Annotated in this window: 21 protein-coding genes and 1 rRNA gene; 5 read left to right on the top strand and 17 right to left on the bottom strand. The window is 49.0% G+C overall.

The features are described from left to right. Nucleotides 1–29: 29 nt before the first annotated feature. Genes LRP54_RS01535 through LRP54_RS01525 form a run of 3 tightly spaced genes read left to right on the top strand, consistent with a single transcriptional unit; the run spans nucleotide 30 to nucleotide 2,735 of the window. Nucleotides 30–971, top strand: coding sequence for an ABC transporter substrate-binding protein (locus LRP54_RS01535; RefSeq protein WP_231234702.1), 942 nt, complete (start codon nucleotides 30–32; stop codon nucleotides 969–971). Nucleotides 972–1,029: 58 nt separating this feature from the next. Continuing rightward, entirely contained in the window at nucleotides 1,030–1,953 is a 924-nt protein-coding gene (locus LRP54_RS01530) for an amino acid ABC transporter permease (RefSeq protein WP_231206156.1), read from the top strand. Then, complete coding sequence (locus LRP54_RS01525) at nucleotides 1,950–2,735, top strand: amino acid ABC transporter ATP-binding protein (RefSeq protein ID WP_269212686.1); 786 nt, start codon at nucleotides 1,950–1,952, stop codon at nucleotides 2,733–2,735. Before LRP54_RS01530 ends, LRP54_RS01525 begins: the two co-directional genes overlap by 4 nt. A gap of 235 nt (nucleotides 2,736–2,970) precedes the next feature. Here LRP54_RS01525 and LRP54_RS01520 read toward each other — a convergent pair whose 3' ends face one another. Further along, nucleotides 2,971–4,581: an ABC-F family ATP-binding cassette domain-containing protein gene (locus LRP54_RS01520; RefSeq protein ID WP_231234701.1), complete on the bottom strand. Its 1,611-nt coding sequence runs from the start codon at nucleotides 4,579–4,581 to the stop codon at nucleotides 2,971–2,973. Between the two features lie 247 nt (nucleotides 4,582–4,828). Here LRP54_RS01520 and LRP54_RS01515 point away from each other — a divergent pair, with 247 nt between their 5' ends. Then, complete coding sequence (locus LRP54_RS01515) at nucleotides 4,829–5,452, top strand: queuosine precursor transporter (RefSeq protein ID WP_231234870.1); 624 nt, start codon at nucleotides 4,829–4,831, stop codon at nucleotides 5,450–5,452. Then, a complete protein-coding gene (tgt, locus tag LRP54_RS01510) occupies nucleotides 5,449–6,771 on the top strand; it encodes a tRNA guanosine(34) transglycosylase Tgt (protein WP_231234700.1) in 1,323 nt (440 codons plus the stop codon). Before LRP54_RS01515 ends, tgt begins: the two co-directional genes overlap by 4 nt. Nucleotides 6,772–7,088: 317 nt before the next feature. Here tgt and LRP54_RS01505 read toward each other — a convergent pair whose 3' ends face one another. The 16 genes from LRP54_RS01505 to rrf all read right to left on the bottom strand — a co-directional run. After that, on the bottom strand, nucleotides 7,089–7,517 hold the full coding sequence (locus LRP54_RS01505; RefSeq protein ID WP_231206148.1) for a metal-sulfur cluster assembly factor: 429 nt from the start codon (nucleotides 7,515–7,517) through the stop codon (nucleotides 7,089–7,091). Next, nucleotides 7,514–7,981 carry a Fe-S cluster assembly sulfur transfer protein SufU gene (sufU, locus tag LRP54_RS01500; RefSeq protein WP_231206146.1) on the bottom strand — a complete coding sequence of 156 codons (468 nt, stop codon included), beginning with the start codon at nucleotides 7,979–7,981 and terminating at the stop codon, nucleotides 7,514–7,516. The genes LRP54_RS01505 and sufU overlap by 4 nt, the downstream gene beginning before the upstream one ends. Next, nucleotides 7,978–9,276 (bottom strand): SufS family cysteine desulfurase, encoded by a 1,299-nt coding sequence (locus LRP54_RS01495; protein ID WP_231234699.1) that lies wholly within the window; start codon nucleotides 9,274–9,276, stop codon nucleotides 7,978–7,980. Before LRP54_RS01495 ends, sufU begins: the two co-directional genes overlap by 4 nt. A 12-nt stretch (nucleotides 9,277–9,288) precedes the next feature. Further along, on the bottom strand, nucleotides 9,289–10,041 hold the full coding sequence (sufC, locus tag LRP54_RS01490) for a Fe-S cluster assembly ATPase SufC (protein WP_231206142.1): 753 nt from the start codon (nucleotides 10,039–10,041) through the stop codon (nucleotides 9,289–9,291). A 71-nt stretch (nucleotides 10,042–10,112) separates the two neighbouring features. Then, nucleotides 10,113–11,282 (bottom strand): Fe-S cluster assembly protein SufD, encoded by a 1,170-nt coding sequence (gene sufD, locus LRP54_RS01485; protein ID WP_231234698.1) that lies wholly within the window; start codon nucleotides 11,280–11,282, stop codon nucleotides 10,113–10,115. A 1-nt stretch (nucleotide 11,283) separates the two neighbouring features. Next, nucleotides 11,284–12,735, bottom strand: coding sequence for a Fe-S cluster assembly protein SufB (gene sufB / locus LRP54_RS01480; RefSeq protein WP_231206138.1), 1,452 nt, complete (start codon nucleotides 12,733–12,735; stop codon nucleotides 11,284–11,286). A 61-nt stretch (nucleotides 12,736–12,796) separates the two neighbouring features. Then, entirely contained in the window at nucleotides 12,797–13,492 is a 696-nt protein-coding gene (locus LRP54_RS01475) for a helix-turn-helix transcriptional regulator (RefSeq protein WP_231206136.1), read from the bottom strand. A 104-nt stretch (nucleotides 13,493–13,596) separates the two neighbouring features. Further along, nucleotides 13,597–14,223, bottom strand: a complete 627-nt coding sequence (locus LRP54_RS01470; RefSeq protein ID WP_231234697.1) for an NUDIX domain-containing protein — start codon at nucleotides 14,221–14,223, stop codon at nucleotides 13,597–13,599. 215 nt (nucleotides 14,224–14,438) lie between these two features. Then, on the bottom strand, nucleotides 14,439–15,350 hold the full coding sequence (locus tag LRP54_RS01465) for a copper transporter (protein WP_231206132.1): 912 nt from the start codon (nucleotides 15,348–15,350) through the stop codon (nucleotides 14,439–14,441). A 15-nt stretch (nucleotides 15,351–15,365) separates the two neighbouring features. Further along, on the bottom strand, nucleotides 15,366–16,547 hold the full coding sequence (gene steA / locus LRP54_RS01460) for a putative cytokinetic ring protein SteA (RefSeq protein ID WP_231234696.1): 1,182 nt from the start codon (nucleotides 16,545–16,547) through the stop codon (nucleotides 15,366–15,368). A gap of 5 nt (nucleotides 16,548–16,552) precedes the next feature. Continuing rightward, nucleotides 16,553–18,214, bottom strand: a complete 1,662-nt coding sequence (recN, locus tag LRP54_RS01455; RefSeq protein ID WP_231234695.1) for a DNA repair protein RecN — start codon at nucleotides 18,212–18,214, stop codon at nucleotides 16,553–16,555. Beyond that, nucleotides 18,211–19,212 carry an NAD kinase gene (locus LRP54_RS01450; RefSeq protein WP_231234694.1) on the bottom strand — a complete coding sequence of 334 codons (1,002 nt, stop codon included), beginning with the start codon at nucleotides 19,210–19,212 and terminating at the stop codon, nucleotides 18,211–18,213. Before LRP54_RS01450 ends, recN begins: the two co-directional genes overlap by 4 nt. Next, nucleotides 19,209–20,042: a TlyA family RNA methyltransferase gene (locus LRP54_RS01445; protein ID WP_231234693.1), complete on the bottom strand. Its 834-nt coding sequence runs from the start codon at nucleotides 20,040–20,042 to the stop codon at nucleotides 19,209–19,211. Before LRP54_RS01445 ends, LRP54_RS01450 begins: the two co-directional genes overlap by 4 nt. 1 nt (nucleotide 20,043) lies before the next feature. Then, nucleotides 20,044–20,223 carry a hypothetical protein gene (locus LRP54_RS01440; protein ID WP_231234692.1) on the bottom strand — a complete coding sequence of 60 codons (180 nt, stop codon included), beginning with the start codon at nucleotides 20,221–20,223 and terminating at the stop codon, nucleotides 20,044–20,046. Nucleotides 20,224–20,228: 5 nt separating this feature from the next. Beyond that, nucleotides 20,229–22,634: an HAD-IIA family hydrolase gene (locus LRP54_RS01435; RefSeq protein ID WP_231234691.1), complete on the bottom strand. Its 2,406-nt coding sequence runs from the start codon at nucleotides 22,632–22,634 to the stop codon at nucleotides 20,229–20,231. A 510-nt stretch (nucleotides 22,635–23,144) separates the two neighbouring features. Further along, nucleotides 23,145–23,243: ribosomal RNA gene (gene rrf / locus LRP54_RS01430) — 5S ribosomal RNA — on the bottom strand; the annotation flags it as partial.

Raw genomic sequence — 23,243 nt, 5'->3', positions numbered from 1 at the left:
ACATCGTTCATTAGTGAGAGGTGAATCCCATGCGCAAGTTAACTACAGTTTCCGTCATTGCGGCCGCTGCTTTTGCCCTCGTTGGATGCTCTGATCCACAATCAACTCCAACTGCACAGCAGTCAGATTCTGCCGCAGCTTCTGGCAATACTAAAACTGCGATCGCATCCTTTGATGTCTCAACAATTCCAACCGTTGATGAGATCGCAGCCCTCGTTCCTCAAGCGATTAAAGAACGTAATATCCTGCGCAACGGTGCTTCCACAGACTATGCGCCCGGCGAGTTTCGCGCAGAGGACGGACAAACCCCCGTTGGCTACGATATTGATATCGTGAAGGCATTGGCTCGCGTCATGGGACTTTCCGATGGAGTAACAACACACGCTGAATTTCCAACGATTTTACCGGCCCTTGGAACCAAATTCGATGTTGCTGCCTCCTCATTCACTATCACTGACGAACGTATCCAGCAGGCTCATATGATTTCTTACGTTAATGTAGGCTCTGCCTTCGCTGTGGCAAAAGGAAACCCAAAGAAATTCGATCCTACGAATGTATGCGGTTCAACAATCGGTGTACAAAACGGAACATTCCAGCATGAATATGCACAGGAACTTTCTAAAAAATGTGTCACTGAGGGCAAAAAAGAAATCAAGGTCATGCCGCTGGACTTGCAAACAGATGTCGCTACAAAAGTAGTTGGCGGTCAATATGACGCCACTTTCGCAGACTCAACAGTTGTGGGTTACAGCATCGAGCTCTCTCAGGGAGCGCTCGAACAAGTCGGTGATGTCATCGAAGCTCTCCCCCAAGGAATCGCTGTTGCACAAAACGATGAGGCGCTGACGCAAGCTGTCCAAAAGGCCATGCAGTACCTTATGGACAAAGGGTACCTAACAAAGATTCTTGCCGCCTACGGCGCTCAGAATGCTGCTTTATCAAACGCTGAAGTGGATCCGGTTCAGCAATAAATAATCACTCGCAGGGCATCCGCTGAGGGTGCCCTGCACAGCTCTTGGTGAGGAATTTATGGCACAGGTGAAAGACAACATCACATTACTTGATCCCCGCCCTGCCCCACACCCCGGGCGTTGGGTTTCAGCGGTCATCGTCGCACTTATCGCTCTTGTTATTGCCTATGGACTTATCACTAACCCAAATTATCGATGGGATGTTGTCTGGCAGTGGCTTTTCTCAGAGTCAATCATGTGGGGGGTGGCCTACACAATTTTCCTCACGATCGTTGCCATGCTTTTAGGCACCATACTCGCCATCACCATGGCAATTATGCGTCAGTCCATTAACCCTGTTTTGCGTTGGGTCGCCACTTTTTATATCTGGTTCTTCCGTGGAACACCTATTTATACACAGCTAATTTTCTGGTCACTCCTCCCCGTTTTATATCCTCAAATCACCATTGGGCTTCCTTTCCTAGAACCAGTAACCACTTTAGATACTTCCGCAGTTATTACCCCTATTTGGATGGCTTGCCTTGGCCTGGGGCTCAATGAAGGCGCATACCTCGCAGAGATCATGCGTGCAGGTCTTCTTTCAGTTGATAAAGGACAATGGGAAGCAGCAACAGCTTTAGGTATGCCTCGCAGCATGGTTTTTCGTCGGATCATATTGCCACAAGCAATGCGTGTTATCGTTCCGCCAATCGGTAACGAAACCATCTCAATGCTGAAAACCACTTCCCTCGTTGCTGCTATTCCTTTTACTCTCGAACTTACTTTCGTTGCTCGAACAAAAGGCCAGTCTTTATTCCTACCGGTTCCCCTCCTTATCGCAGCTGCCCTATGGTATTTGCTCATCACTACGCTGCTCATGTGGGGGCAAAGCCATATTGAACGACATTTCTCAAAAGGTTTTGAACGACGTGTCGCACATAAAATCGGTGGCCCTTCTGCTGATGTCCACACGGAAACAACATTCATTGAGGTAACACCATGAGCACCTTCACCCCTATGATTCACATCAACGGTGTCCACAAATTTTTTGATGATCTCCATGTCTTACGCGGCATAGATTTAGATATTACTTCCGGTGAAGTATGCGTTATTCTTGGCCCTTCAGGCTCTGGAAAATCCACACTTTTGCGGTGTCTCAATCAGCTTGAAAGTATTTCTGCAGGGCGTATTGAGATTGAAGGGGAACTTCTGAGCTACTGGGAAGAAGAAAAAAACGGGAACATAATTTTGCATGATCTGCCAGATAAGAAAATCGCTGAGCAGCGCTCACGTATCGGCATGGTGTTCCAACGTTTCAATTTATTCCCTCATAAAACAGCCCTTGAAAATATCATGGAAGCTCCCATTCATGTGGGAAAAATGTCAAAAGTTCAGGCACAAAAACAAGCTTTTGATTTGCTAAAGCGTGTTGATCTTGCTGATCGAGCACATCATTTTCCTTCTGAGCTCTCTGGCGGCCAACAGCAGCGTGTCGCTATTGCTCGCGCGATGGCTATGCAGCCAGATATCATGCTCTTTGATGAGCCAACCTCGGCGCTTGATCCTGAATTGGTAGGTGAAGTCCTGTCAGTGATGAAAGATCTCGCGGCTTCAGGAATGACGATGGTGGTGGTCACCCATGAGGTTGCTTTTGCGCGAGAAGTCGCCGACACTGTTGTTTTTATGGATGAAGGACGCATCATTGAAATGGGTAACCCTTCAGATGTGATTGATTATCCGCAACACCCTCGCGCACAGGAATTTTTCTCAAAAGTTCTTTCATAACTTGAGCGCATTATCAATAAGAATGTACTCGTTCAACGCAAGGTGCCCCACATGCTTTGCATAGTGTTTCATCCGTACTACCCGTGTGCCTAGCAAGGTGTAGGCCCCTCCACACGCATTACATAATAGGGTGTGAAAGGGAGCTAGATCTCGACCCTGATATGCACCCACTCCCGCAGGCATTGTTTAGGGCCTCGATACCCCTCCAATCCCCCGTACAGTACCGTTCAATCACTCACGTTAAAGTCACCAAATCAAGATAGGATTCATCCCATAAATCTTCATCCGCATCAGGAAGAATTAACACTCGTTCAGGTTGTAAAGCAATAACAGCCCCAGGATCATGCGTCACCAGGATAACCGCTCCCTCATACGTACGTAACGCATGGAGCACTTCTTCACGTGAAGCAGGATCAAGATTATTTGTTGGCTCATCAAGCAGTAAAACATTCGCACCTGACACAACAAGTGTCGCTAATGCCAGACGAGTCTTTTCACCGCCAGACAACACATTCGTCATCTTATGTACATCGTCGCCGCTGAAAAGGAACTGACCCAATACATTACGCACATGCGTATCATCAAACTGCGGCGCGCTACGTGACATATTTTCTTCAACAGTAGCGTCCAGATCTAATGTGTCGTGTTCTTGAGCGTAATATCCGATACGTAGCCCATGCCCTTGGATGACCTCACCGGTATCAGATTTTTCAATTCCCGCCAGAATACGTAGCAGCGTTGTTTTACCTGCACCATTGAGACCTAAAACAACAACTTTCGCTCCCTTATCAATCGCCAAATCGACTCCCATGAATACTTCTAAAGAGCCGTAGGTTTTTGACAGTGACTGCGCACTTAAAGGCACCCTGCCGCATGGCAAAGGTTGCGGAAAACGCAGGCGTGCAACTTTTTCTTTATGTTGCTCATTCCCAACTGCAGCAAGTAATTCATCTGCGCGGCGAAGCATTTGCTGAGCGGCCACTGCTTTTGTTGCTTTGGCACGCATTTTTTCACCTTGCGCACGTAACTGTTCTGCTTTCTTCACAGCTTGCGCACGTTCTTTACGGCGACGGCGTTCATCTTCTTCACGTTGTTTTACATAGGCGTTCCAGCCCAAATGGTAAATATCAACCTGGGCTCGCTGAGCATCTAAATGAAAAACCTGATTCACGGTTTCTTCTAAAAGACTAACATCATGCGAAATCATCATGATGCCTCCGGGAAAAGTTTTCATCCAGTTACGTAGCCACATAATTGAGTCATGATCTAAATGATTGGTTGGTTCATCTAGTAGGAGGATATCTGCCTCAGAAAAAAGAACCCGAGCCAATTCAACTCGTCGCCGCTGCCCGCCTGATAAGGTTTCAAGAGTCTGGTCAAGGACGCGATCCGGTAGACCTAATGCATGAGCAATTTGTGCTGCTTGCGCATTTGCTGCCCACCCGCCTGCGCGGGTAAAACTTTGATCGAGTTGCACGTATTTTTCCATTGCTTTTATTTGACGAGGCCCTTCGAGGGTGGACATGTCATGCTCAGCTTTACGGATACGTCGAATGATGCTGTCAAGACCGCGCACTGATGTGATACGTTCACGTGCCAGTTGGCTTTGGTCGCCTACGCTCGTGTCTTGAGGTAGGTAGCCAATTGTGCCGTTGCTTGTGATGTGTCCATCGTATTCAGCAGCAGCATGATCGCGTTCACCTGCAAGTAAACGCATTGTCGTTGTTTTTCCTGCGCCGTTTCGACCAACTAAACCAATGCGCATTCCTTTATCTAAACGAAAAGTCAAATGTGACACTAATTCTCGTGGCCCAATGCGTAAAGAAAAATCTTGAACGTTAATCACTCGTGTATTTTACTCTGCTCACTCTGTGCGGAAGTAAATACTCTCCCTGTTGGTGTTATTCCTACTATTCCGTTTCTTTGTGGATATCGCCACGCCTTCATCACGTGTCAGAATCAGCATTTTTTCCGTACAACAGGCAGAATTAAATATGCATTTTGTCTACGCATAGAGGTTTATTGTGTCTTTTCCTGATTCTTCTGTTTCACCGTCACTTCGTATTCCCCGCGTATATGACATTGTTGCTGTCATGTTTGTTGCTTTTTTGCTGATATCTAATATCGCTGCAACAAAAGTAACCGCATTGGATGCAGGGCCTGTTCACCTTGTCTTTGATGGTGGCGCATTACTTTTTCCTTTGACATATATTTTGGGCGATGTCTTAGCTGAGGTTTACGGCTTTGGTCGAGCACGCAGAGTCATTATCATGGGCTTTGCGGCTTCTATACTTGCTTCGCTTTCTTTCTATCTTGTCCAGATTTCCCCTATCGGTCCGGGCTATGAAGCGCAGGAATCTTTTGAAGCTGTTCTCGGCTTTGTTCCACGTATTGTGGCTGCTTCTGTCATTGGCTATCTTGCCGGTCAGCTGATTAACGCTTTTGTCCTTGTTATGATCCGTCAACGCTGGGGTGCGCATCGTTTATGGGCGCGTCTTATCGGTTCTACAATGGTCGGTGAGGCAGCAGACACTGTGCTTTTCTGCACGATTGCCTTTATCGGAGTTATCCCCGGCTACGAGTTCCTGAACTACATCATCACGGGCTACGTGTATAAAGTAGCTGTAGAAGTTGTTCTTCTGCCGATCACATACCGCGTCATTGCTTTTATTCGACGTGTTGAAGGGCTTTACGGGCAGGAAGTACTTGCCGCATGATTGAAAATTGGCTTTCTGCTGCGCCTCCTCAGGAGCACACTGCATCTTCTTTCCCTGAGTCAATTCGTGACCGCGGTTTTGATATTCGTACCCGTTTAACCACGGGAAACGAGCTCGGACGAACAGGGACACTCCATACTGCACATGGGATTATTCGTACTCCTGCTTTTATTCCGGTGGGGACAAAGGCAACAGTCAAAGCTCTTGTTCCTGAAATGATTCGCTCATGTGGTGCTCAAGCTGTCCTAGCGAATGCGTATCACTTGTATTTACAGCCGGGCGCAGAACTTGTTGACGAGGCGGGCGGCCTTGGTTCTTTTATGAATTGGGCTGGCCCGACATACACTGATTCAGGTGGTTTCCAAGTTCTTTCCTTGGGGTCAGGTTTTAAGAAGGTCCTTTCGCAGGAGTTTTCTGGCGCTTCTGATACAGGTGATCCACGTATTCATCGTCAAGCAGTGAAGGCTTCCCGCGCGGTTGTTGACGATGATTCTGTAACTTTCCGCAGTCATATTGATGGCGCGAAACATCGTTTCACTCCTGAAGTGTCTATGCGTATTCAACATCATCTGGGTTCAGACATCATGTTTGCTTTTGATGAGTTGACCTCACTGCTGCACCCGTACTCATATCAGGTGGAGTCGTTGGAACGTACTCACAGGTGGGCGCGTCGTTGTTTAGCTGAACATAAACGACTGACCGAGGAACGTGCTTCTTATCCGTATCAGCAGTTATGGGGTGTTGTTCAGGGCGCTCAATATGAGGATTTACGTCGCCATGCTGCTCGAACACTCGCTGATATGGAGGTAGAGGGCCAACGTTTTGATGGTTTTGGTTTAGGTGGTGCGTTAGAAAAAGAAAACCTCGGGAAAATCTTGACATGGGTTTGCTCAGAGCTTCCTGAGGATCGTCCACGTCATCTGTTAGGTATCTCTGAGCCTGATGATTTTTTCCGTGGGGTCGAGGCCGGAGCGGACACTTTTGACTGTGTGAATCCTTCGCGTGTGGCTCGTAATGCCGCTATTTATGCTCCTCATGGTCGTTTTAACATCACGAACTCACGTTTCCGACGCGATTTTTCTCCCCTTGTTGATGGTTGCGGCTGCTATACATGTACGCATTACACTCGTGCGTATATTCACCATTTATTCAAGGCGAAAGAGCTGTTGTGTTACACGCTGGCAACCATTCACAATGAATGGTTTACTCTGCGTCTGGTTGATGCGATTCGTCAGTCAATTGATGAGGACTGTTACACGGATTTCCGCGACGATATGCTTGGCCGTTTCACAGCAAAAAGGTCAACTTCTGGTTCATAGTTTATGAACTTTTCACAGAGTGACTGTTGTATTCACCCCGTTTCTCTTTGCGCCTATGCAATAAGCGGGGTGAATATTTTTGGGTATGACCCCATGTTTTATGCTGCGTGTAATACTTGAGTTGGTATGATGCGGCAATTATGGGTAGACCTCGGATAAAACTTCATCATCAGTAGCGGCAGTCCATAATCCGCTCTTACTTTTTACTTTCAGCGTTGTTTTATCCGCGCAATATGAGCGTGTGTTTGAGGTGAAGAAGTAAAAGATATTCTTTCTTCCTTACCTCCTACTGAAATGCCGTCAGGCTTCAGCAGCAATTAGACATTAAAGCCAATCGCACGCAGTTGATCGCGCCCATCAGGAGTAATACGATCCGGTCCCCATGCTGGCATCCATACCCAGTTAATTGATACATCTGCACTGAAAATAGCCAGAACCATTTGTGCTTGTCTTTCAATCACATCCGTCAAAGGGCAGGCAGCAGATGTCAAGGTCATGTCCAATGTAATTGCGTCCTCAGGCGATACGATAACCCCGTAAACTAAACCCAAGTCTACGATGTTAATTCCCAGTTCAGGGTCAATCACATCACGTAATGCTTCAAGGATATCTTCACCATTGACACTGCCATTTTCAATAATGTCTGTGCCTTCAATGTTACGTACCTGTGCGTCGGATGTCGCTGCTGATTCCACAGGAGCAAAGCGCTGCTCCACTGGTTCAGATTGGGCCATTGGATTATTCATTTATTTTCTCCTGCAATATCTGTGCCAAGTTTAGTCAGTGCATCACGTAAAGCGTACCAACCTAAAAGCGCGCATTTTACGCGGTTAGGAAATTGCGATGTCCCTTCCAAAGCAGCAGCATCTTCTAAGATGTCAAGAATATCTTCTGATACTCCTCGCCCACGTGAATGCATCATTGTTTCCATTGCTGCATATAAAGCAGCTACTTCATCCGCATTTTTTCCACGTACAAGGTCATAAAGCATCGACAATGAGGCTTGCGAAATGGAACAGCCTTCCCCATCCCACGAAATACTCCCTATCCGCTGGTCAGCATCTAAAGTCACACCTAACGTGACTTCATCACCGCAGGTAGGATTTACCTGATGTGACTGCACCGCGTAACTACCTACAGGTCCACTGCCGTGTCGTTCTTTGGAATGATCCAAAATGACCTGCTGGTACAACTGGTCAAGACTACTCATCGGGCACCTCCAAAATAACGACCCACCGAAGCGAGCGCCTCTACGCAACGATCTACGTCCTCATTATTTGTCATGATTCCAAGAGATGCACGATTTGAGGATCGCACTCCAAAGAAAGTATGTAATGGAATAGCGCAATGGTGTCCTACTCGCACAGCAACATCTTCTGCATCCATGACTTGCCCCACATCATGCGGATGCACACCTTCCACCGCAAAACTCACAACACCTATGCGTTCATGTGCAGATGAGGGGCCAAGGATACGCACATTCGGTATCTGTGAGATTCCTTCAAGTAAACGTTGTGTGAGTACTTTTTCATGTGCTTCAAGGCGGCTCATTCCCCACCCCGAGAGGTATTCTAATGCGGCTGTCCATCCAGCAATTTGTGCGACCGGTTGCGAGCCTGCTTCAAAACGTTCCGGCGCTGGCATGTATTCTGCCTCTGTCATCGTGACCCCTGCGATCATGGAGCCTCCTGTAAAAACAGGCGGCATCATTTCAAGCAGTTCACGTCTGGCCCATAAAGCACCTACCCCTGTAGGGCCGAGCATTTTATGTGAAGAAAAAACAGCACAATCAATATCGAGTGCAGCAATATTCACAGGCATGTGGGCACTTGATTGGCATGTATCTAAAATAATAAGGGCGCCCACACGACGTGCAGCAGCAATGATAGCGTCAATAGGCGAAATCGCTCCTGTCACATTTGATACATGTGTGAAAGCGACCAGACGAGTGCGCTCAGTGATGACGGATAAAGTATTGAGGTCAATTTGTCCATCTGGGGTAAGGTCGAGCCATGCAAGTTCTGCACCCGTACGGGCACACAGTTCTTGCCATGGAATAAGGTTCGCGTGATGTTCAGCTCGTGTGACAACAATACGGTCACCTGCGCCTATTCGTAAAGGTGCGGCTTGGGCTCCTCCGCGCCCCATTGAGGCATGTCCCATTGATAAGGCAAGCAGGTTGATAGCTTCTGTCGCGTTTTTTGTCCACACGATTTCATCGCTTGCTCCACCTATGAAATGTGCTAGTGCGTGCCGGCCGTCTTCATAAATCTGTGTGGATTCATCACCTAGTAGGTGGGTACCACGGTGTACAGCAGCATTTGAGTGACGATAAAACTGTGCTTCCGCGTCTATAACACAGGCAGGTTTCTGCGAGGTCGCTGAAGAATCAAGATAAGCGATTGGTCGTCCTCCCCTGCCTGTACGTTTCAGGATTGGGAAGTCTCGACGAATCTTTTCTATTTCGTCAGCGTTAAAAGGACTCGCAGAAAGTGCCTCTGTCATGAATTTTTACCCTCAGCGTGTCAGGTATTCGTCGTAACCGTTTTCTTCGAGGGCGTCAGCAAGCTCAGGACCGCCCTGAGCTGCAACTCGACCATTAACGAAAACATGCACGTGGCTTGGACGAATATAACGCAGGATGCGCGTGTAGTGAGTAATCAGCATGACACCGCATTGGGTTGTGTCATGTACTCGGTTTACTCCTTCAGATACGATACGCAGTGCGTCGACATCCAAACCTGAATCTGTTTCATCAAGGACAGCAAAAGATGGTTTCAGCAATTCCATTTGGAGGATTTCTAAACGCTTCTTTTCACCGCCTGAGAATCCTACGTTCACATCACGTTCAGCGAAGGCAGGATCCATACGCAGATTATCCATTGCGCTCTTGACATCTTTCATCCAGTGACGGATCGCAGGTGCTTCACCGTCAATGGCGGTTTTTGCTGAGCGCAGGAAATTTGATACGGATACCCCTGCAACTTCTACCGGGTATTGCATAGCCAAGAAAAGGCCTGCGCGAGCGCGTTCGTCAACTCCCATTTCGGTAATCAGTTGATCGTCAAGCCATGCTTCACCTGAAGTGATTTCGTAGGCGGGGTGTCCTGCAAGCGCATAAGCAAGAGTGGATTTTCCTGATCCATTCGGTCCCATAATGGCGTGGATTTCACCGGAACGAATAGTAAGGTTTACACCTTTAAGGATTTCTTTCGGGCCGTCACTGGTTTCAACGGTGACGTGAAGATCTTTAATTGTCAGAGTGGACATTTTTCCTCCTCAGCGTTTGTACCACCAATTATTGTGGTTTCCGCTCGTCGTCTATGAAGTGGGATCAGGATTTACTGCGCAGATCGCGCGAGTTCTTTCTCAATAGCGGTCATCAGATGTTCCTGTACGGAAGGCACACCGATTTGGTCGATAAGTTCAGCAAAGAAGCCTCTGACAACCAGGCGACGGGCTTCTTTTTCTGGAATACCTCGACTCATCAGATAGAAAAGCTGTTCATCGTCAAAACGTCCTGTCGCTGATGCGTGGCCTGCGCCGGCGATTTCACCGTTTTCAATTTCGAGGTTTGGCACAGAGTCTGCTTTCGCTCCCTCAGATAAAACTAGGTTGCGGTTCAGCTCGTATGTGTCTGTCCCATCAGCGGCTTCACGTATGAGGCAGTCACCAATCCATACTGAATGTGCGTCGCGCCCTTGCAATGCGCCTTTGTAGGTCACTCGCGAGTAGCAATTCGGTTGTGAATGATCCACAAAAATACGATGTTCTAAATGTTGTCCTGCATCAACGAAGTACAGGCCCAGCATTGTCAGTTCAGCTCCGGGGCCTCGGAAATCTGTTTCCGCATTTACACGGACCAGATCGCCGCCCAGAGTAACGACGATGTGTTTAACACGGGAATCACGACCGATCGCTAAACGATGGCTGGAAGCATGGGTGACTTCCTCATCCCATTCTTGAACACTGACAACGGTCAGTTGTGAAGCGTCTCCTGCTGTGATTTCAACAGTTTGCGCAAGTGCGGATGTATTCCCTCCGCTATGGGTAAGAATAACGGTGGCTTGGGATTGTTCGCAGGCGTCAATAAAAATATGTTGCGCACGGATATCAGCCAGTTCATCCACAGTCACTATGATTGGGGTGTCCAAAGTAATGCCTTTGGGAATAGTAATCACAGTTGATGTGCTGAAACGATCCCATGCCACAGCAGCGGCGCGGTCTGTTGGTGCAAGAACACTTCCCAGACGTTTATCTGTGCGTTCAACTGTTTCTACCTGTACTCCTTCAGGAGCATTCACCGTCACAGGGGCATCTTGTTCACTGTAGAGCGAAGGATCAAGGATTCTCTCAATGCGACGCATCGGGGTGAAACGCCAGTCCTCTTCTCGTCCTGCTGGCATAGGCATTTGAGCCAAATCAAAGGTGGCAAAACGATCAGCACGGTTAATAGTAGAAGGGGTAAGCCCATGAGAATGTGGGCGTTCAGTGATATTTGTTGTAGTCATATCAGCCGACGGATCCTTCCATCTGCAATTCGATGAGACGGTTCAGTTCAAGTGCGTATTCCATTGGTAGTTCTTTCGCAATGGGTTCAACGAAGCCACGCACAATCATTGCCATAGCTTCAGATTCTTCTAAGCCACGGCTCATCAGGTAGAACAATTGATCTTCTGAGACTTTAGAAACGGTGGCTTCATGTCCCATTTCTACGTCGTCTGTGCGCACGTCAACGTAGGGGTATGTGTCTGTGCGCGATACTTTGTCAACCAGTAATGCGTCGCATAACACATTTGATTTGGAGTGGCGTGCACGCGCGTTTACTTGCACAAGACCACGGTAGGAAGTGCGGCCACCGCCTCGTGAAACAGACTTTGAGGTGATTGACGAGGAAGTGTGCGGTGCCATGTGCACCATCTTTGCTCCGGTGTCTTGGTGTTGCCCGGGTCCTGCGAAACCAATGGAGAGGGTTTCTCCTCGTGCGTGTTCACCCATCAGGAAGCAAGCTGGATATTTCATGGTGATAGCGGCTCCCATGTTGCCGTCTACCCATTCCATAGTGCCGCCTTCTTCAACCATGGCTCGTTGTGTCACGAGGTTGAGAACATTTGTTGACCAGTTCTGAATTGTTGTATAGCGCACGCGGGCATCTTTTTTCACGAAAATTTCAATCACACCGGAGTGCAATGAATTTTCGTCATAGATTGGTGCGGTGCATCCTTCAACGTAGTGTACGTAAGAGCCTTCGTCCGCAATGATCAGTGTGCGTTCAAATTGACCGAGGGCTTCAGTGTTGATACGGAAGTATGCTTGTAATGGGATATCAACATGCACACCCGGTGGTACGTAAACAAATGAGCCACCCGACCATGCAGCGGTATTAAGTGCAGCAAACTTGTTATCACCTGCGGGTATACAGCGCCCGAAGTATTCCTCAAAAATTTCAGGGTATTCACGTAGACCCGTATCGGTGTCTAGGAAGATCACACCTTGTTTTTCAAGGTCTTCTTGAATTTGGTGGTACACAACTTCGGATTCATATTGTGCAGCAACACCTGCGACGAGGCGGTTCTTTTCAGCCTCTGGGATTCCGAGGCGATCATAGGTTTTACGTATATCGTCAGGCAGATCTTCCCAGCTTGCGACGGTGCGATCTGTTGGCGTGACGTAGTACTTGAAATCATCAAAGTTAATGGAAGATAAATCTGGTCCCCATGTTGGCATGGGTTTACGTTCAAAAATTTCAAGAGCCTTCAGGCGGCGTTCGCGCATCCATTCGCTTTCGCCTTTACGGTCTGAGATTTCGCGAACAACATCCGCGTTAATACCGTATTTTGCCCCCTGCGAATAGTCATCGTTATCGCGCCATCCGTATTCGTAAGCGCCGATTGATCCGATGATTTCTTCGTCAGTCATAGGCTGATCCACGACTTTTTGTGTCTGTGGCGCTGCCTGCGTCATACGTGTTCCTTCTTTGTTCGTTTTAACCGTGAAAATAACAGGGATTAAGCACCTGAATGCTTTACTTACGTAAAACAGTCCTCGCGCTTGAACGCATCAACGGAGTATTTACCGGAATATGCGTTGTACACACGTGTTCGCCACCGGCAAGTGTGGCAAGTCGCTGCACGTGTACAGAAAGCAATCGTGAAAATGCTTGTGTTTCTGCATCGCAGAGCTGTGGATAATCTCCAGCTACTTGCTGAATTGGACAGTGCCCTTGGCATAATTGGATGGCGAAACCGCCGCCGCCAATGTCACGCACAGTCGCCGCGTAACCATCTTGTGTAAGGGCATCCGCGAGCGCTTGCGCGCGGACTCGTGGGTCATTACCTGCGTCTCGAACGATAGGCGCATAGCGTCGTTCAATTTCGCGTGAACGCGCAGCAGCAAAGGATTCCACTGCTTCTTCGCCGCCAACTTGTCCTAAATATCCAAGTGCTTTGACTGCGATTTCACTGTAGGCATCTGTCAGGCGTTCGTGTGCACGCTCAGTTGCTACATAGTGACGTGCTGGGCGTCCTCTCCCGCGTTTACTTTGATGACGCGGGTCGTGTTCAGCAATTTCATCACCATCTAGCAAAATAGTAATGTGACGACGCACTGCAGCAGTGGTCAGCCCTAAAACTCGGGCTATCACTGAGGCAGTGACGGGGCCTTTTTCAACGACAAGGTCAAGAACCTGCTCGCGAGTACAAGCATCAGTATGCTCAGCCATTAGGCCCTCCGTCCTATTTCATCCACTACCTTTCAAAATTCTACGGCCTTTTCGACAAAATGGCGTTGTGAAATTCGGTGAGGTGGCATAATTCGCAAGAGCATTTATCGCATCCACTGCGCATTGGCTTCACGTAAATCTGCCCAGCACCGTGAACGAGCCGCATAAGCTGCCATGATGCCTGTTATTGCAGAGGGATTATGTATATTTCCTTCAAGGCATTGCCTCAGAGCGTCATCAAGTAAAACCCAACGCAGTTCAGCTTCAGCTTCTTCTTCCGTGCGCACATAGCCTGTTTGTATCGTGTGAAGATTTTGCGCAAGAAAAATACGAACAGATTCTGTAGAACACCCAGGAGAATTAAAGTATTCGACTAAGACATTCCACTGATCCGCTGCTAAATCTGTTTCTTCCGCTAATTCACGTTGCGCTGCCTCAACAGGCGTTTCACCCGCACAGTCCAATAATCCTGCAGGAATTTCCCATAGGAACGCTTTTACAGGATGCCGATACTGGCGAATCATCAGGATTTCTTCTTTGCCTGCTTCACCACGCAAAGCCACAACAGCGACAGCACCAGGATGTGTGACATATTCACGTTTGACTGGCTTGCTTCCTGCTTTCAAAAGCACATGATCTTCAACAACACTTATTATTCGACCATCCCAATGATGCGAGCGTGCAATAACCTGTCGTTTCTCATGAACATCTTTCAGCGCATTTTCACTCATGACGATGTTTCCTTTCTGCCCAAAGCAATATGACACTATCGTCACTTGAGATATCAAAATTATCGTCACCTGACACTAAACCATACAAAGTGTTGCAGTCATACTTTCTTTTCACTTCAAGGCCAAAACTGTTTCTTTCACGTTCAGCACTCATCGCCTAAAAGAATCAGAGGAAGCAGGCAAGGCCTCCTCCCCCTGTTTACTTTGTCATAGGCTCAGGAAATTTTAGGCATTCCCTGTTGTGCTCCCAAAGCAGAACCGTAAGCCACTGACTCATTTTTTGCTTGAGGTAGTGCAAGGACTGCGGATAGAGCCGCGGTCGCTGTTCCTACAGAATCGACTGTAGAAATTCCTGCTCCTAATGTCCGGACTTGCGCCAACATAGCTGAATCAGATGAAGCATCACCCAGTAGAACACCTGACTGGGGTGCTTTTGCCACTGCTTGTGCGATACCTACCCACGCTGATACTGCACGGTCAGACACAGCCGCCTGCGCCTCACCAGAACCGGTTCCTCCGCTCGAACGGGGGCCTATAAGCAACAGGGCCTGCGCGGGAGTTTCCAACTGTTGGTCAATCGACATAATCGGAGTATTTGCATCTGTCAGAATTTCTTGCACTAAATCGCGTTCTGCTCCACTTGATGTCAGAACTTCAACGATCGCAGCACCGATGACTCCATCGGATGTCACATTCGTTCCGAGCGAAGATGTCAGATGCGATTGAATTGGAGTTGCAAGGGTTTGCCGGTACGTGGCCATCCGATCCGCGTCCCAGTTGTCACTGAGCGATACTGCTCCTGCAATTTTAGCTCCGGCAGTTTCGAGGTGAGTACGAACCAGCGCGACATCATCGGACGAAGCACCAGGCAGAGCCACCGTCACAACCGCTACATCTGATAACTTACCGGTGAGGATTTGAGCGGCGATAGATTTCACACCTACTGCTTCAGCTTCAGCAGCAGTTTTTAATCGCGCTGTTTCCGCGCTGTTAGCTGCAGAGTCATTACGTGAGGAAGCCACAGAAGCCACACGTGTTTGCAGCGGCCCTGCGCCCAGAACTACCCCAATTGCTAAGGCAGCAAAAACCGCAATTAGGGACACCACATGGTAACGAAAATTCACCATTTATCAGGATTCTTTCTAATTAGTAGGTGTCAGAGATGACGGTGAAGACCATCCGAAAAGATGAGAGAAGTAATGACCAAGTACAGCAGCCATGTCTTGCCCCCACGGAGTAGTCATTAAAGCAGCACCCATAGTGCATACAACGACGCAAGCCAATAAAACTATGCTGGTAGCGCGCAGTCGTGGGCGGTGCATAGCAGCTACAGCTCGAGAAGACACAATAAGGTCTTGCGCAACCAAGCGTGTAAAGAATGTCGGAGCCATAGCTCCTCGCCCGCGGTCAATCAGGTCTTCAACGCTGTGATGCTGTCCGACAGTGACAATAACCGTGGGTTTTGCGTATGAAAGAAATAGTACGGCTGCGTCTTGCGCAGATCCGCCAAATTCGATGACATCATGCGCAACACCCATTCGTGCTAATCGTTCACGACCAGGAGCAATTCCATCATGGCCTTGCCGTACAAGAAGTTGAGCTCCTGAACGTAAGATCTTTTCAGGAACAGTATCCATATCGCCTATCACAATACGCGGCTTGAGATGCGCACGTCTGGCATGTTTTGCCCCAGCATCAACGACTACAACCACGGGGTCAGTGTCACGGATCCATTTCTTTAGGGCTTTGAGTTCTGCGGGCGTTTCTTGCGAGTCGGATATTAATAGCACTGGTTTGCCATGAATATCGATTTGCGACTGTGGGATTCCGTGCCCACGAAATAGTATGTCACCATCTTGCGCAAGGTAGTTTTCGACAGAAGCAACAAAAGACAGCAGCTGTGTATTGACGCGATCAGTCTGATCCATGTCGTCATTAAAAGACGTGTGTGTTCGCAGTGTTCCTGTTGCAATTGTGAGGCCGTCACATTGCACGTGTCCGTTATGGTCAACTGTGATTTCATCACCTTCACGCAACGTCATCACATCAGGTCCCAGATCATCAATGACGATGATGCCAGCTTGTGTGAGGATGCGTGCACCAAGAACTTGGTGCCGCCCTGTGACGCATGGTGCAGCATTCAAAACTGCTTGAGGACGAGCAGCCAGTAAGGCATCAGCAGTTGAACGATCAAGGTCAGGATGGTCGATCACGGCAATATCGCCAGGCTCCAGTCGCGCGGCTAATGCGCGAGTTTTTTCGTCAACACGAACACGACCAGCCAGTAACTGTTCGTTTCGTCCAGTCCGATCTGTAGCACTCATTTGCCTTATTCTGGCACGGTATGCCGCAAGATTTCTGAAGCATGTCGGCGTGCCGTCTCTGAGTGAGGATCTCCACCCATCATCCGTACCAGTTCGCTTACTCGTTCCTGACCACTCAGCGAACGCACAGTCGTTGTTCCTGCGGTTTTCTCTACTAGCAAATGAGTGTCGGCATAAGCTGCAACCTGCGCAAGGTGAGTAACAACAACTACTTGTCTGCCTTGAGCTAAACGTGCTAAACGGGCACCTACTTCAATTGCTGTATGACCACCAATACCTGCGTCAACTTCGTCAAAAATGTAGGTACGTGCAGCTTCACGTGTTCCAATGACTACTTCAATGGCAAGCATCACGCGCGATAGTTCGCCTCCTGACGCGCCTTGTCCTAGAGGGCGCGCTGGCGCAGAGGGATGAGGCTGCAAGAGCATACGCACATCTTCCGTACCGTGAGGCTGAGGTTTTGTTTCTTCGAGGGTGATAGAAAAAACTGCCTCAGGCATGGCAAGGCCGTGTAGTTCATTTGTAATGCGCTGTGAGAGTTCTTGGGCAAGCGTATGACGAGAACGACGTAAACGGCTTCCGCATTCAATAACTTTTTGCTGTGCTCTCGCTAAATTTTCGGCGCATACTTCAGGATCGTTTTCCAAAGAATTTAAGGCTTTGAGCTCAGCCACTGCCTGTTCTTGCCAGCGCAGTAGCTCTGTAACGTCACTGGCTCTCCCTTTCATCAGGGAACGCAACGCTGCACGTCTTTCATGTATTTCGGCAAGGCGTTGCGGATGCGCTTCAAGCTGTGTGAGGTATCGTTCTAAGCCTTCACCTGCTGCTTCAAGTTCTAAAGCGAGGGGTTCAAGTTGTGAACGATACGGGCTTAGCGAGGTATCTAGTCGTTCTGCTTGTTGTATTTCTTTAGCAGCATCACGCAGTATGTCAATTATACCGAGGGTATCCGTTGTCCCTGACAGCATTGTGTGCGCACGTGTTATGTGAGTGCGTAAGTCTTCGATATGTGCGAGGCGTTCCGCTTCGAGTTTCAGATCTTCGTCTTCGCCTTCATAGGGATCAAGTTCAGCGATACGGGTGGTCACTTCTTTCAAGTAGGTTTGACGCGCACCCATGTCGTCAGTTTTTTCTCTGACGGTGTCGAGTTGTTGTTTTGCTGCTACGGCCGCCGACCATGCTTGTTGGTATTCGTGTAGAAGTTTTTGATGTTCAGCTGATCCGCATGAGTCAAGGGTGTGTCGTTGCGTTGATGCTGACCGTAATTGGAGTTGGTCTGCTTGCCCATGAATGGTAACTAATCGTCCGATGACATCAGAGAGGATACTTGCTGGGACTGCGCGGCCTCCAAGGTAGGCTCGTGATCGTCCGTGCGTTGCCAGAGCACGTGACACAATCAGTTCATGGTCCTCAGTTGTTCCTCCGTGTTCTTCTATGAGCGGTATGAGGTCATCGCTAATGTCAAAGAATCCATCTACTTGTGCTTTTTCTGCGCCTGCGCGTACCCAAGCGGGGTCTGCCCGCGTACCTAAGAGGAGTTGCAGCGAGGTAAGGATCATCGTTTTACCGGCACCAGTTTCACCGGTCAGTACAGTTAGTCCTTGACCAAATTCAAGATGAGCCTCATCAATGACCCCTAAAGATTGGATGTCGATTGTTGAAATCACTGGCTGTTTCCTCGGTTGTCGTTGTGCCTCCATCCGCGAACTGGTAAGCGGAATTTGTGAACAAGGCGGGTAGAAAAGGGAGTGTCATCCAATCGTATGAGGTGAACGGATCGTGTTCCCACGCTCACTGCCATTGTGCTTCCTATGGGAGCGGCAATTGCTCGTAAGCCATCGCACCACACTACAGCATCAGTTCGTGCGCTTTCGAGGACGCTGACTTCTATACGTGATGAGGGACCTACGACCAGTGGGCGGGTAAAAAGCCCGTGCGCGGCCAGAGGAGCCATGATGATTGCTTCTGTATCTGGCCATACGACTGGACCGCCTGCAGAAAATGAGTAGGCGGTTGAGCCTGTAGGGGTTGCTAATATCATGCCGTCTGCGCCGTAAGTTGATACGTCTTGCCCGTCTACTGCTAGGACCATATCTACCGGATGTGTGTCGTCTGTATGTGTCAGAACGGCTTCATTTAAGGCCCAATCGTGGTGGATGTGACCATCTGGAGTGTAGACGTTTACTTCTAAAGTCATACGTGTATCAATTAAGAAGTGTCCGTCAGATATTCGGTCAACGAGGTCTGCAACATTTTCTTGAGATTCTTCTGCGAGGAATCCCATGTGCCCCATGTTGAGTCCTAAAAGTGGAATATCCCAGTATCGCGCACAGGCGGCTGCTGACAGTATCGTTCCATCCCCACCAAGAGCTAAAACAAGGTCGAATTGTGCAGGGCTATCAGTGGTTTGAGAGGCAAGGGCACGTCCTGATGCTTGTATTGGAGTAACTGACAGCTTATGTTTTTGTGATAGGTGCGCATCACTTGAGTGCGGGAACTCAATATCCGATATGGGTTGTGTAGCTGCGTGTTTCAATGCCATTTTGTCAGCTGAGGAAATCCGCCTCACGTCATATCCGCGTTGTCGTAGTTGCTTCTCGGTTTCCTCAGCGGCGATACATGCTCGAACAGCATGGTAGATCAAAAGAACACGGTGAATACTCATAATGGACGCGCATTTCCCATCGGTCCTCGTTGGACGGCTTGCTTCACATATGTTTTAAGTGTCTCACGAGTAATTACGCCTTCTTGCTGACAATGCATGTATATGAAGTATTCGACATTTCCTGCTGGCCCTGGCAGAGGGGATGCTTCAACAGCGCTGATCCCTAATCCATGGTCAAAGGCACACTGGGCAACTGAGCATACGGTTTCGACGTGATGTTCAGGGTTACGTACGACCCCGCCGTGTCCTAATCGTTCTTTCCCAATTTCAAACTGGGGTTTGACCATGAGTAAGAATTCGGCATCATCGGAGGCTACGTCAACAAGTGCGGGGAGCACGAGTGTAAGGGAAATAAAAGAAAGGTCGCTTACGATAAGCGAAGGTGGTGGTGTAATGTCACCTGCGCGCAAGGTGCGTACATTTGTGCGGTCGTGTACTTCTACGCGCGGATCCGTACGCAGACGCCATATGAGCTGACCGTAGCCTACGTCAACGGCAACAACGCTGGAGGCCCCCCTACGTAAGAGGACATCTGTGAAGCCACCTGTTGATGCGCCTGCATCTAAACAGCGTCGTCCTGCAATACGTGGGCCTTTTTCACCGAGGGCGTCAAGAGCTCCTGCGAGTTTATGTGCCCCTCGTGATGCGTATTCGATCTGATCTGATTCGCGTATGACGATCGCTTGAGCAGGATCGACTTGTCGTGCAGGTTTATGTATTTCCTCGCCGTCCACGAGGACTCGCCCTGCAAGTATGAGTTCTTGAGCGCTTGTCCGTGAATGTGCGAGGCCTCTCCTGACAAGTTCAGAGTCGATCCTTCTGAGTTTCACATTATTCTCCGTGCCCTGTCAGGGCTACCCGTAGTTTCTTCTCGATTTCTTCAAGGAGATGCAACTGTTCTTCGATTGCTTTGTCTTCAAAATCGACCAGCGCGTCCTCCACATCAGGTAACGCTGTTTGTGCCATAGTGTTCACCTGATGTTCGGGATGAGCGGGAAGTGGCCCTGTCATTGTGTTTACTCCGTCATATCCTCATCATCTAAGCGCAGGATTTCATCAAGTTCTGCGTTGTCAATTGGTCCGAGAAGTTCTGCTAGTTCTTCTTCTCCTGGCAGGAAAGTCGGTGTTTTTTCCGTAGTTTGCTGGTTTTTACCCGTGGATTTTTCGTCGCTTTCTCCTTCTGGCTGCAGGGGTTCCTCTGCTGGTTCAGGAGCTTTGACAATACCGTTGGGGTCATCATTCGGTACCACGTGTATAAGCGGGCATGTTACTTCACGCCCTTCACTGGCGTATTCCCATGCTGCAGCAGCCAGTGCTCGGTATGAGTCAAGTGTAACGGTGTATTCGGGGCCTTCAAGAGCAATCCCATCGAGGCTGAGTTTGCCGTAGCGGTCAGCACGAGCTATCTGTGAGTAGCCGCAGGTCCATGTACCATCAGTGTGATGTTTTGGTATGGGATGTGTTTCGTTGAGGCCGCGCATATCGATAGCCAAGAAAGAAGGCCTTTGACCTTTAGGCGCTGTAATGACGGCGCGAGCGTCATGAACGCCTGTGAGAACATGGAGTGATGGGATTCCTGCAGCGACTGCACCCATGATGTCAGTCTCTAATCGGTCACCAACTGCGATCGGGTTGCTACTTTCTACTAGTTGAGCGCCTCGCCGATAAATACCAGGTTGTGGTTTACCCGCAGCAATGGGACGCTTTCGTGTGGCTTGTTGTACTGCTCGTACGAGCGCGCCATTGCCTAGGGCTTCACCGCGTTCAACGGGAAGTGAGCTATCAAGGTTTGTTGCAAAGTATGCTGCCCCTTTTTGAATGGCAAAAGCAGCTTCGTTGAGTCGTTCCCACGTGACTTCTTTATCGAGTCCCTGAATGACTGCTTCTGGTTCTTCATCAGCGCTCTCAACGATGATGTACCCTGCTTGAGTCACGGGTTGACGTAGGCCTTCTGAGCCGATAACAAGTACTCGTGCACCTTCATTAAGGTGTTCAGACATAAGAGCAACAACATCCATTGAGGATGTCATGACCATGTCTGTTGTAGCTTCGTGGCCTAGTTCTGTCAGGTGTTTGGCTACTTCTTCAGGTGTACGTGCCGCATTATTTGTTACGAAAGCAGTTTCCATACCTACAGCACGTGCTGCTATCACACCTTCAGCAGCGTATGGAATTGCTGTTTTCCCACTGTAAGCTGTCCCATCAAGGTCAATAAGAGCTGCGTCAAAGAGTTCAGATAGTGGAGTGTCACTGCCACGTAGGGTACTGCGTTTGTCATCGACATCCGCATCAGCAATGAGGCCAATATCAATGATATCTGGATTCTCATCATCAGGAATTGCAGCTTCAATTTCGTCAGCTTCGTCATTTCGCCCTAGTTCTCGGAGGCGATCAGCTTTCACTGACATCAGACGTGCAACGAGGAAAGAATCAGCATCAGCAGGTAAAGCTGTTAAAGCATCGTCAACGAGGAGCAGTCCGACTTCTGATTGACCAAGATCGGCACGGGCACCTGAGGAGACAAGGACGAGTTCGACTTGCTCATTCATGTCGAGCGTACGCGGATCTGTTGCTTCAATGATTTCAACAGCTTTTTCGGGCCGTCCAAGTGCGCGCTCACTGTCGACTTCGATGGCGCGTAATGAGTTATCACCTCTCATCCGGCGAACAGCACGTACCTCACGTAATGCTTCTTCGTATCGTCCAGAAGCATAGGCTGTGAGGGCAGTTGCTTCTCTGACGACATCAACTCGACCTGCACGCGCAGCTGCAGCAGTTGCATATGTGTGGGCCAGTTCAGGATCAATGTCAATGAGCTGTCCTGCCATGACAAGGAAACGTGCCACTATATCTCGGTTAGGACCGGAAAGTGTTTCAAGGGCACGCAATGCCTCATGGTCAAGTTCATCTGCTGACACACCGGCAGGGATAACTGGCTCTTGAGCTGCTGGTGATTCATAGCGGTCTGTACTGGACCATGTTTTTGTCTGAGGCCCTTGTTGACGTGAATCGTGTTGCCGTGGTTTACGTGACTCTGTGCGGGTAGAAGCAAAATTTCTGCGATCCCCACGGTCATCACGGTTAAAAGAACGACGATCTCCACGAGCGAATGAATCACGCCCCCCACGATCATCACGGTTAAAAGACCTGCGATCACCTCGATCATCACGACTAAAAGACCTACGATCCCCACGGTCATCACGGTTAAAAGAACGACGATCACCTCGATCATCGCGGTTAAAAGAACGACGATCTCCACGAGCGAATGAATCACGCCCCCCACGATCATCACGACTAAAAGACCTACGATCCTCATGGTCGGCATGATTATGAGAGGAATGATTTTCTCGATCACGCCATTGTTTACGTTGGAACCCGCCACGCTCATCATCGCGTGAACGTCGTTGGAATTTTTCTGCCATGGCGTGTTCCTCTATTCTGCATATTCGCATTTATCGTCGTTTATTAAAGGTCTGCGATTAAAGTCAATCACAGCATTGTATCCCTGAAAGATGATATTAAGTATATTATTGCGTGGGTTTGGTGGGTGACAAGTTATCCACAGGGTTTTATTTCATTGTGCCGCGTACATATATTCTTCGCTTGTCCGCTGCTCGTGTTGTTGCGCGTGTTTACTGCTGCCCAGCCGTACAGTGTGTTGTTCGCGTGCGTTGTTTGCTCCACGTTTGTTTGCTTGTGCGCTGTCCGTGTGCCCGTGTGCTCGCGTGTGTTTGGGCTTGTTCGCCCCGTGTGTTTAGTACCCGTCCGCAGGGTTGTGTTTCTTTGTCTGTCCTGCTTCTTTGCTGTTCGGCGTGTTTGAGTTTGTATGCGCGCGCGTTGTTTGTTCGCTTGTGCGCTGTCCGTCTGCGTGTGTGTGCGCGTGTTGGGGGGGCAGCCACAGTAGTGTGGTTGCCCCCCTTCTTGTTGGTTGGTTGCGGTGGTGTCCTACTCTCCCACATTCTGTCGAGTGCAGTACCATTGGCGCTGTAGGGCTTAGCTTCCGGGTTCGGAATGGGTCCGGGCGTTTCCCC

The organism is Schaalia sp. lx-100 (assembly GCF_021083625.1).
Lineage (GTDB): Bacteria > Actinomycetota > Actinomycetes > Actinomycetales > Actinomycetaceae > Pauljensenia.
Note: the sequence above shows the minus strand (reverse complement) of the source record. Positions and strands in the feature narration are given on the sequence as shown.

What these genes read in the sequence shown, in the direction of transcription:
- LRP54_RS01525 (WP_269212686.1), top strand. Translation starts at nt 1,950, where the DNA reads ATGAGCACCTTCACCCCTATGATTCACATCAACGGTGTCCACAAATTT.
- LRP54_RS01450 (WP_231234694.1), bottom strand. Translation starts at nt 19,212, where the DNA reads ATGAGTATTCACCGTGTTCTTTTGATCTACCATGCTGTTCGAGCATGT.
- LRP54_RS01495 (WP_231234699.1), bottom strand. Translation starts at nt 9,276, where the DNA reads ATGACAGAGGCACTTTCTGCGAGTCCTTTTAACGCTGACGAAATAGAA.
- LRP54_RS01470 (WP_231234697.1), bottom strand. Translation starts at nt 14,223, where the DNA reads ATGAGTGAAAATGCGCTGAAAGATGTTCATGAGAAACGACAGGTTATT.
- sufB (WP_231206138.1), bottom strand. Translation starts at nt 12,735, where the DNA reads ATGACGCAGGCAGCGCCACAGACACAAAAAGTCGTGGATCAGCCTATG.
- sufC (WP_231206142.1), bottom strand. Translation starts at nt 10,041, where the DNA reads ATGTCCACTCTGACAATTAAAGATCTTCACGTCACCGTTGAAACCAGT.
- LRP54_RS01505 (WP_231206148.1), bottom strand. Translation starts at nt 7,517, where the DNA reads ATGAATAATCCAATGGCCCAATCTGAACCAGTGGAGCAGCGCTTTGCT.
- sufU (WP_231206146.1), bottom strand. Translation starts at nt 7,981, where the DNA reads ATGAGTAGTCTTGACCAGTTGTACCAGCAGGTCATTTTGGATCATTCC.
- sufD (WP_231234698.1), bottom strand. Translation starts at nt 11,282, where the DNA reads ATGACTACAACAAATATCACTGAACGCCCACATTCTCATGGGCTTACC.
- LRP54_RS01475 (WP_231206136.1), bottom strand. Translation starts at nt 13,492, where the DNA reads ATGGCTGAGCATACTGATGCTTGTACTCGCGAGCAGGTTCTTGACCTT.
- LRP54_RS01515 (WP_231234870.1), top strand. Translation starts at nt 4,829, where the DNA reads ATGTTTGTTGCTTTTTTGCTGATATCTAATATCGCTGCAACAAAAGTA.
- steA (WP_231234696.1), bottom strand. Translation starts at nt 16,547, where the DNA reads ATGAGTGCTACAGATCGGACTGGACGAAACGAACAGTTACTGGCTGGT.
- LRP54_RS01465 (WP_231206132.1), bottom strand. Translation starts at nt 15,350, where the DNA reads ATGGTGAATTTTCGTTACCATGTGGTGTCCCTAATTGCGGTTTTTGCT.
- LRP54_RS01440 (WP_231234692.1), bottom strand. Translation starts at nt 20,223, where the DNA reads ATGACAGGGCCACTTCCCGCTCATCCCGAACATCAGGTGAACACTATG.
- tgt (WP_231234700.1), top strand. Translation starts at nt 5,449, where the DNA reads ATGATTGAAAATTGGCTTTCTGCTGCGCCTCCTCAGGAGCACACTGCA.
- LRP54_RS01530 (WP_231206156.1), top strand. Translation starts at nt 1,030, where the DNA reads ATGGCACAGGTGAAAGACAACATCACATTACTTGATCCCCGCCCTGCC.
- LRP54_RS01435 (WP_231234691.1), bottom strand. Translation starts at nt 22,634, where the DNA reads ATGGCAGAAAAATTCCAACGACGTTCACGCGATGATGAGCGTGGCGGG.
- LRP54_RS01535 (WP_231234702.1), top strand. Translation starts at nt 30, where the DNA reads ATGCGCAAGTTAACTACAGTTTCCGTCATTGCGGCCGCTGCTTTTGCC.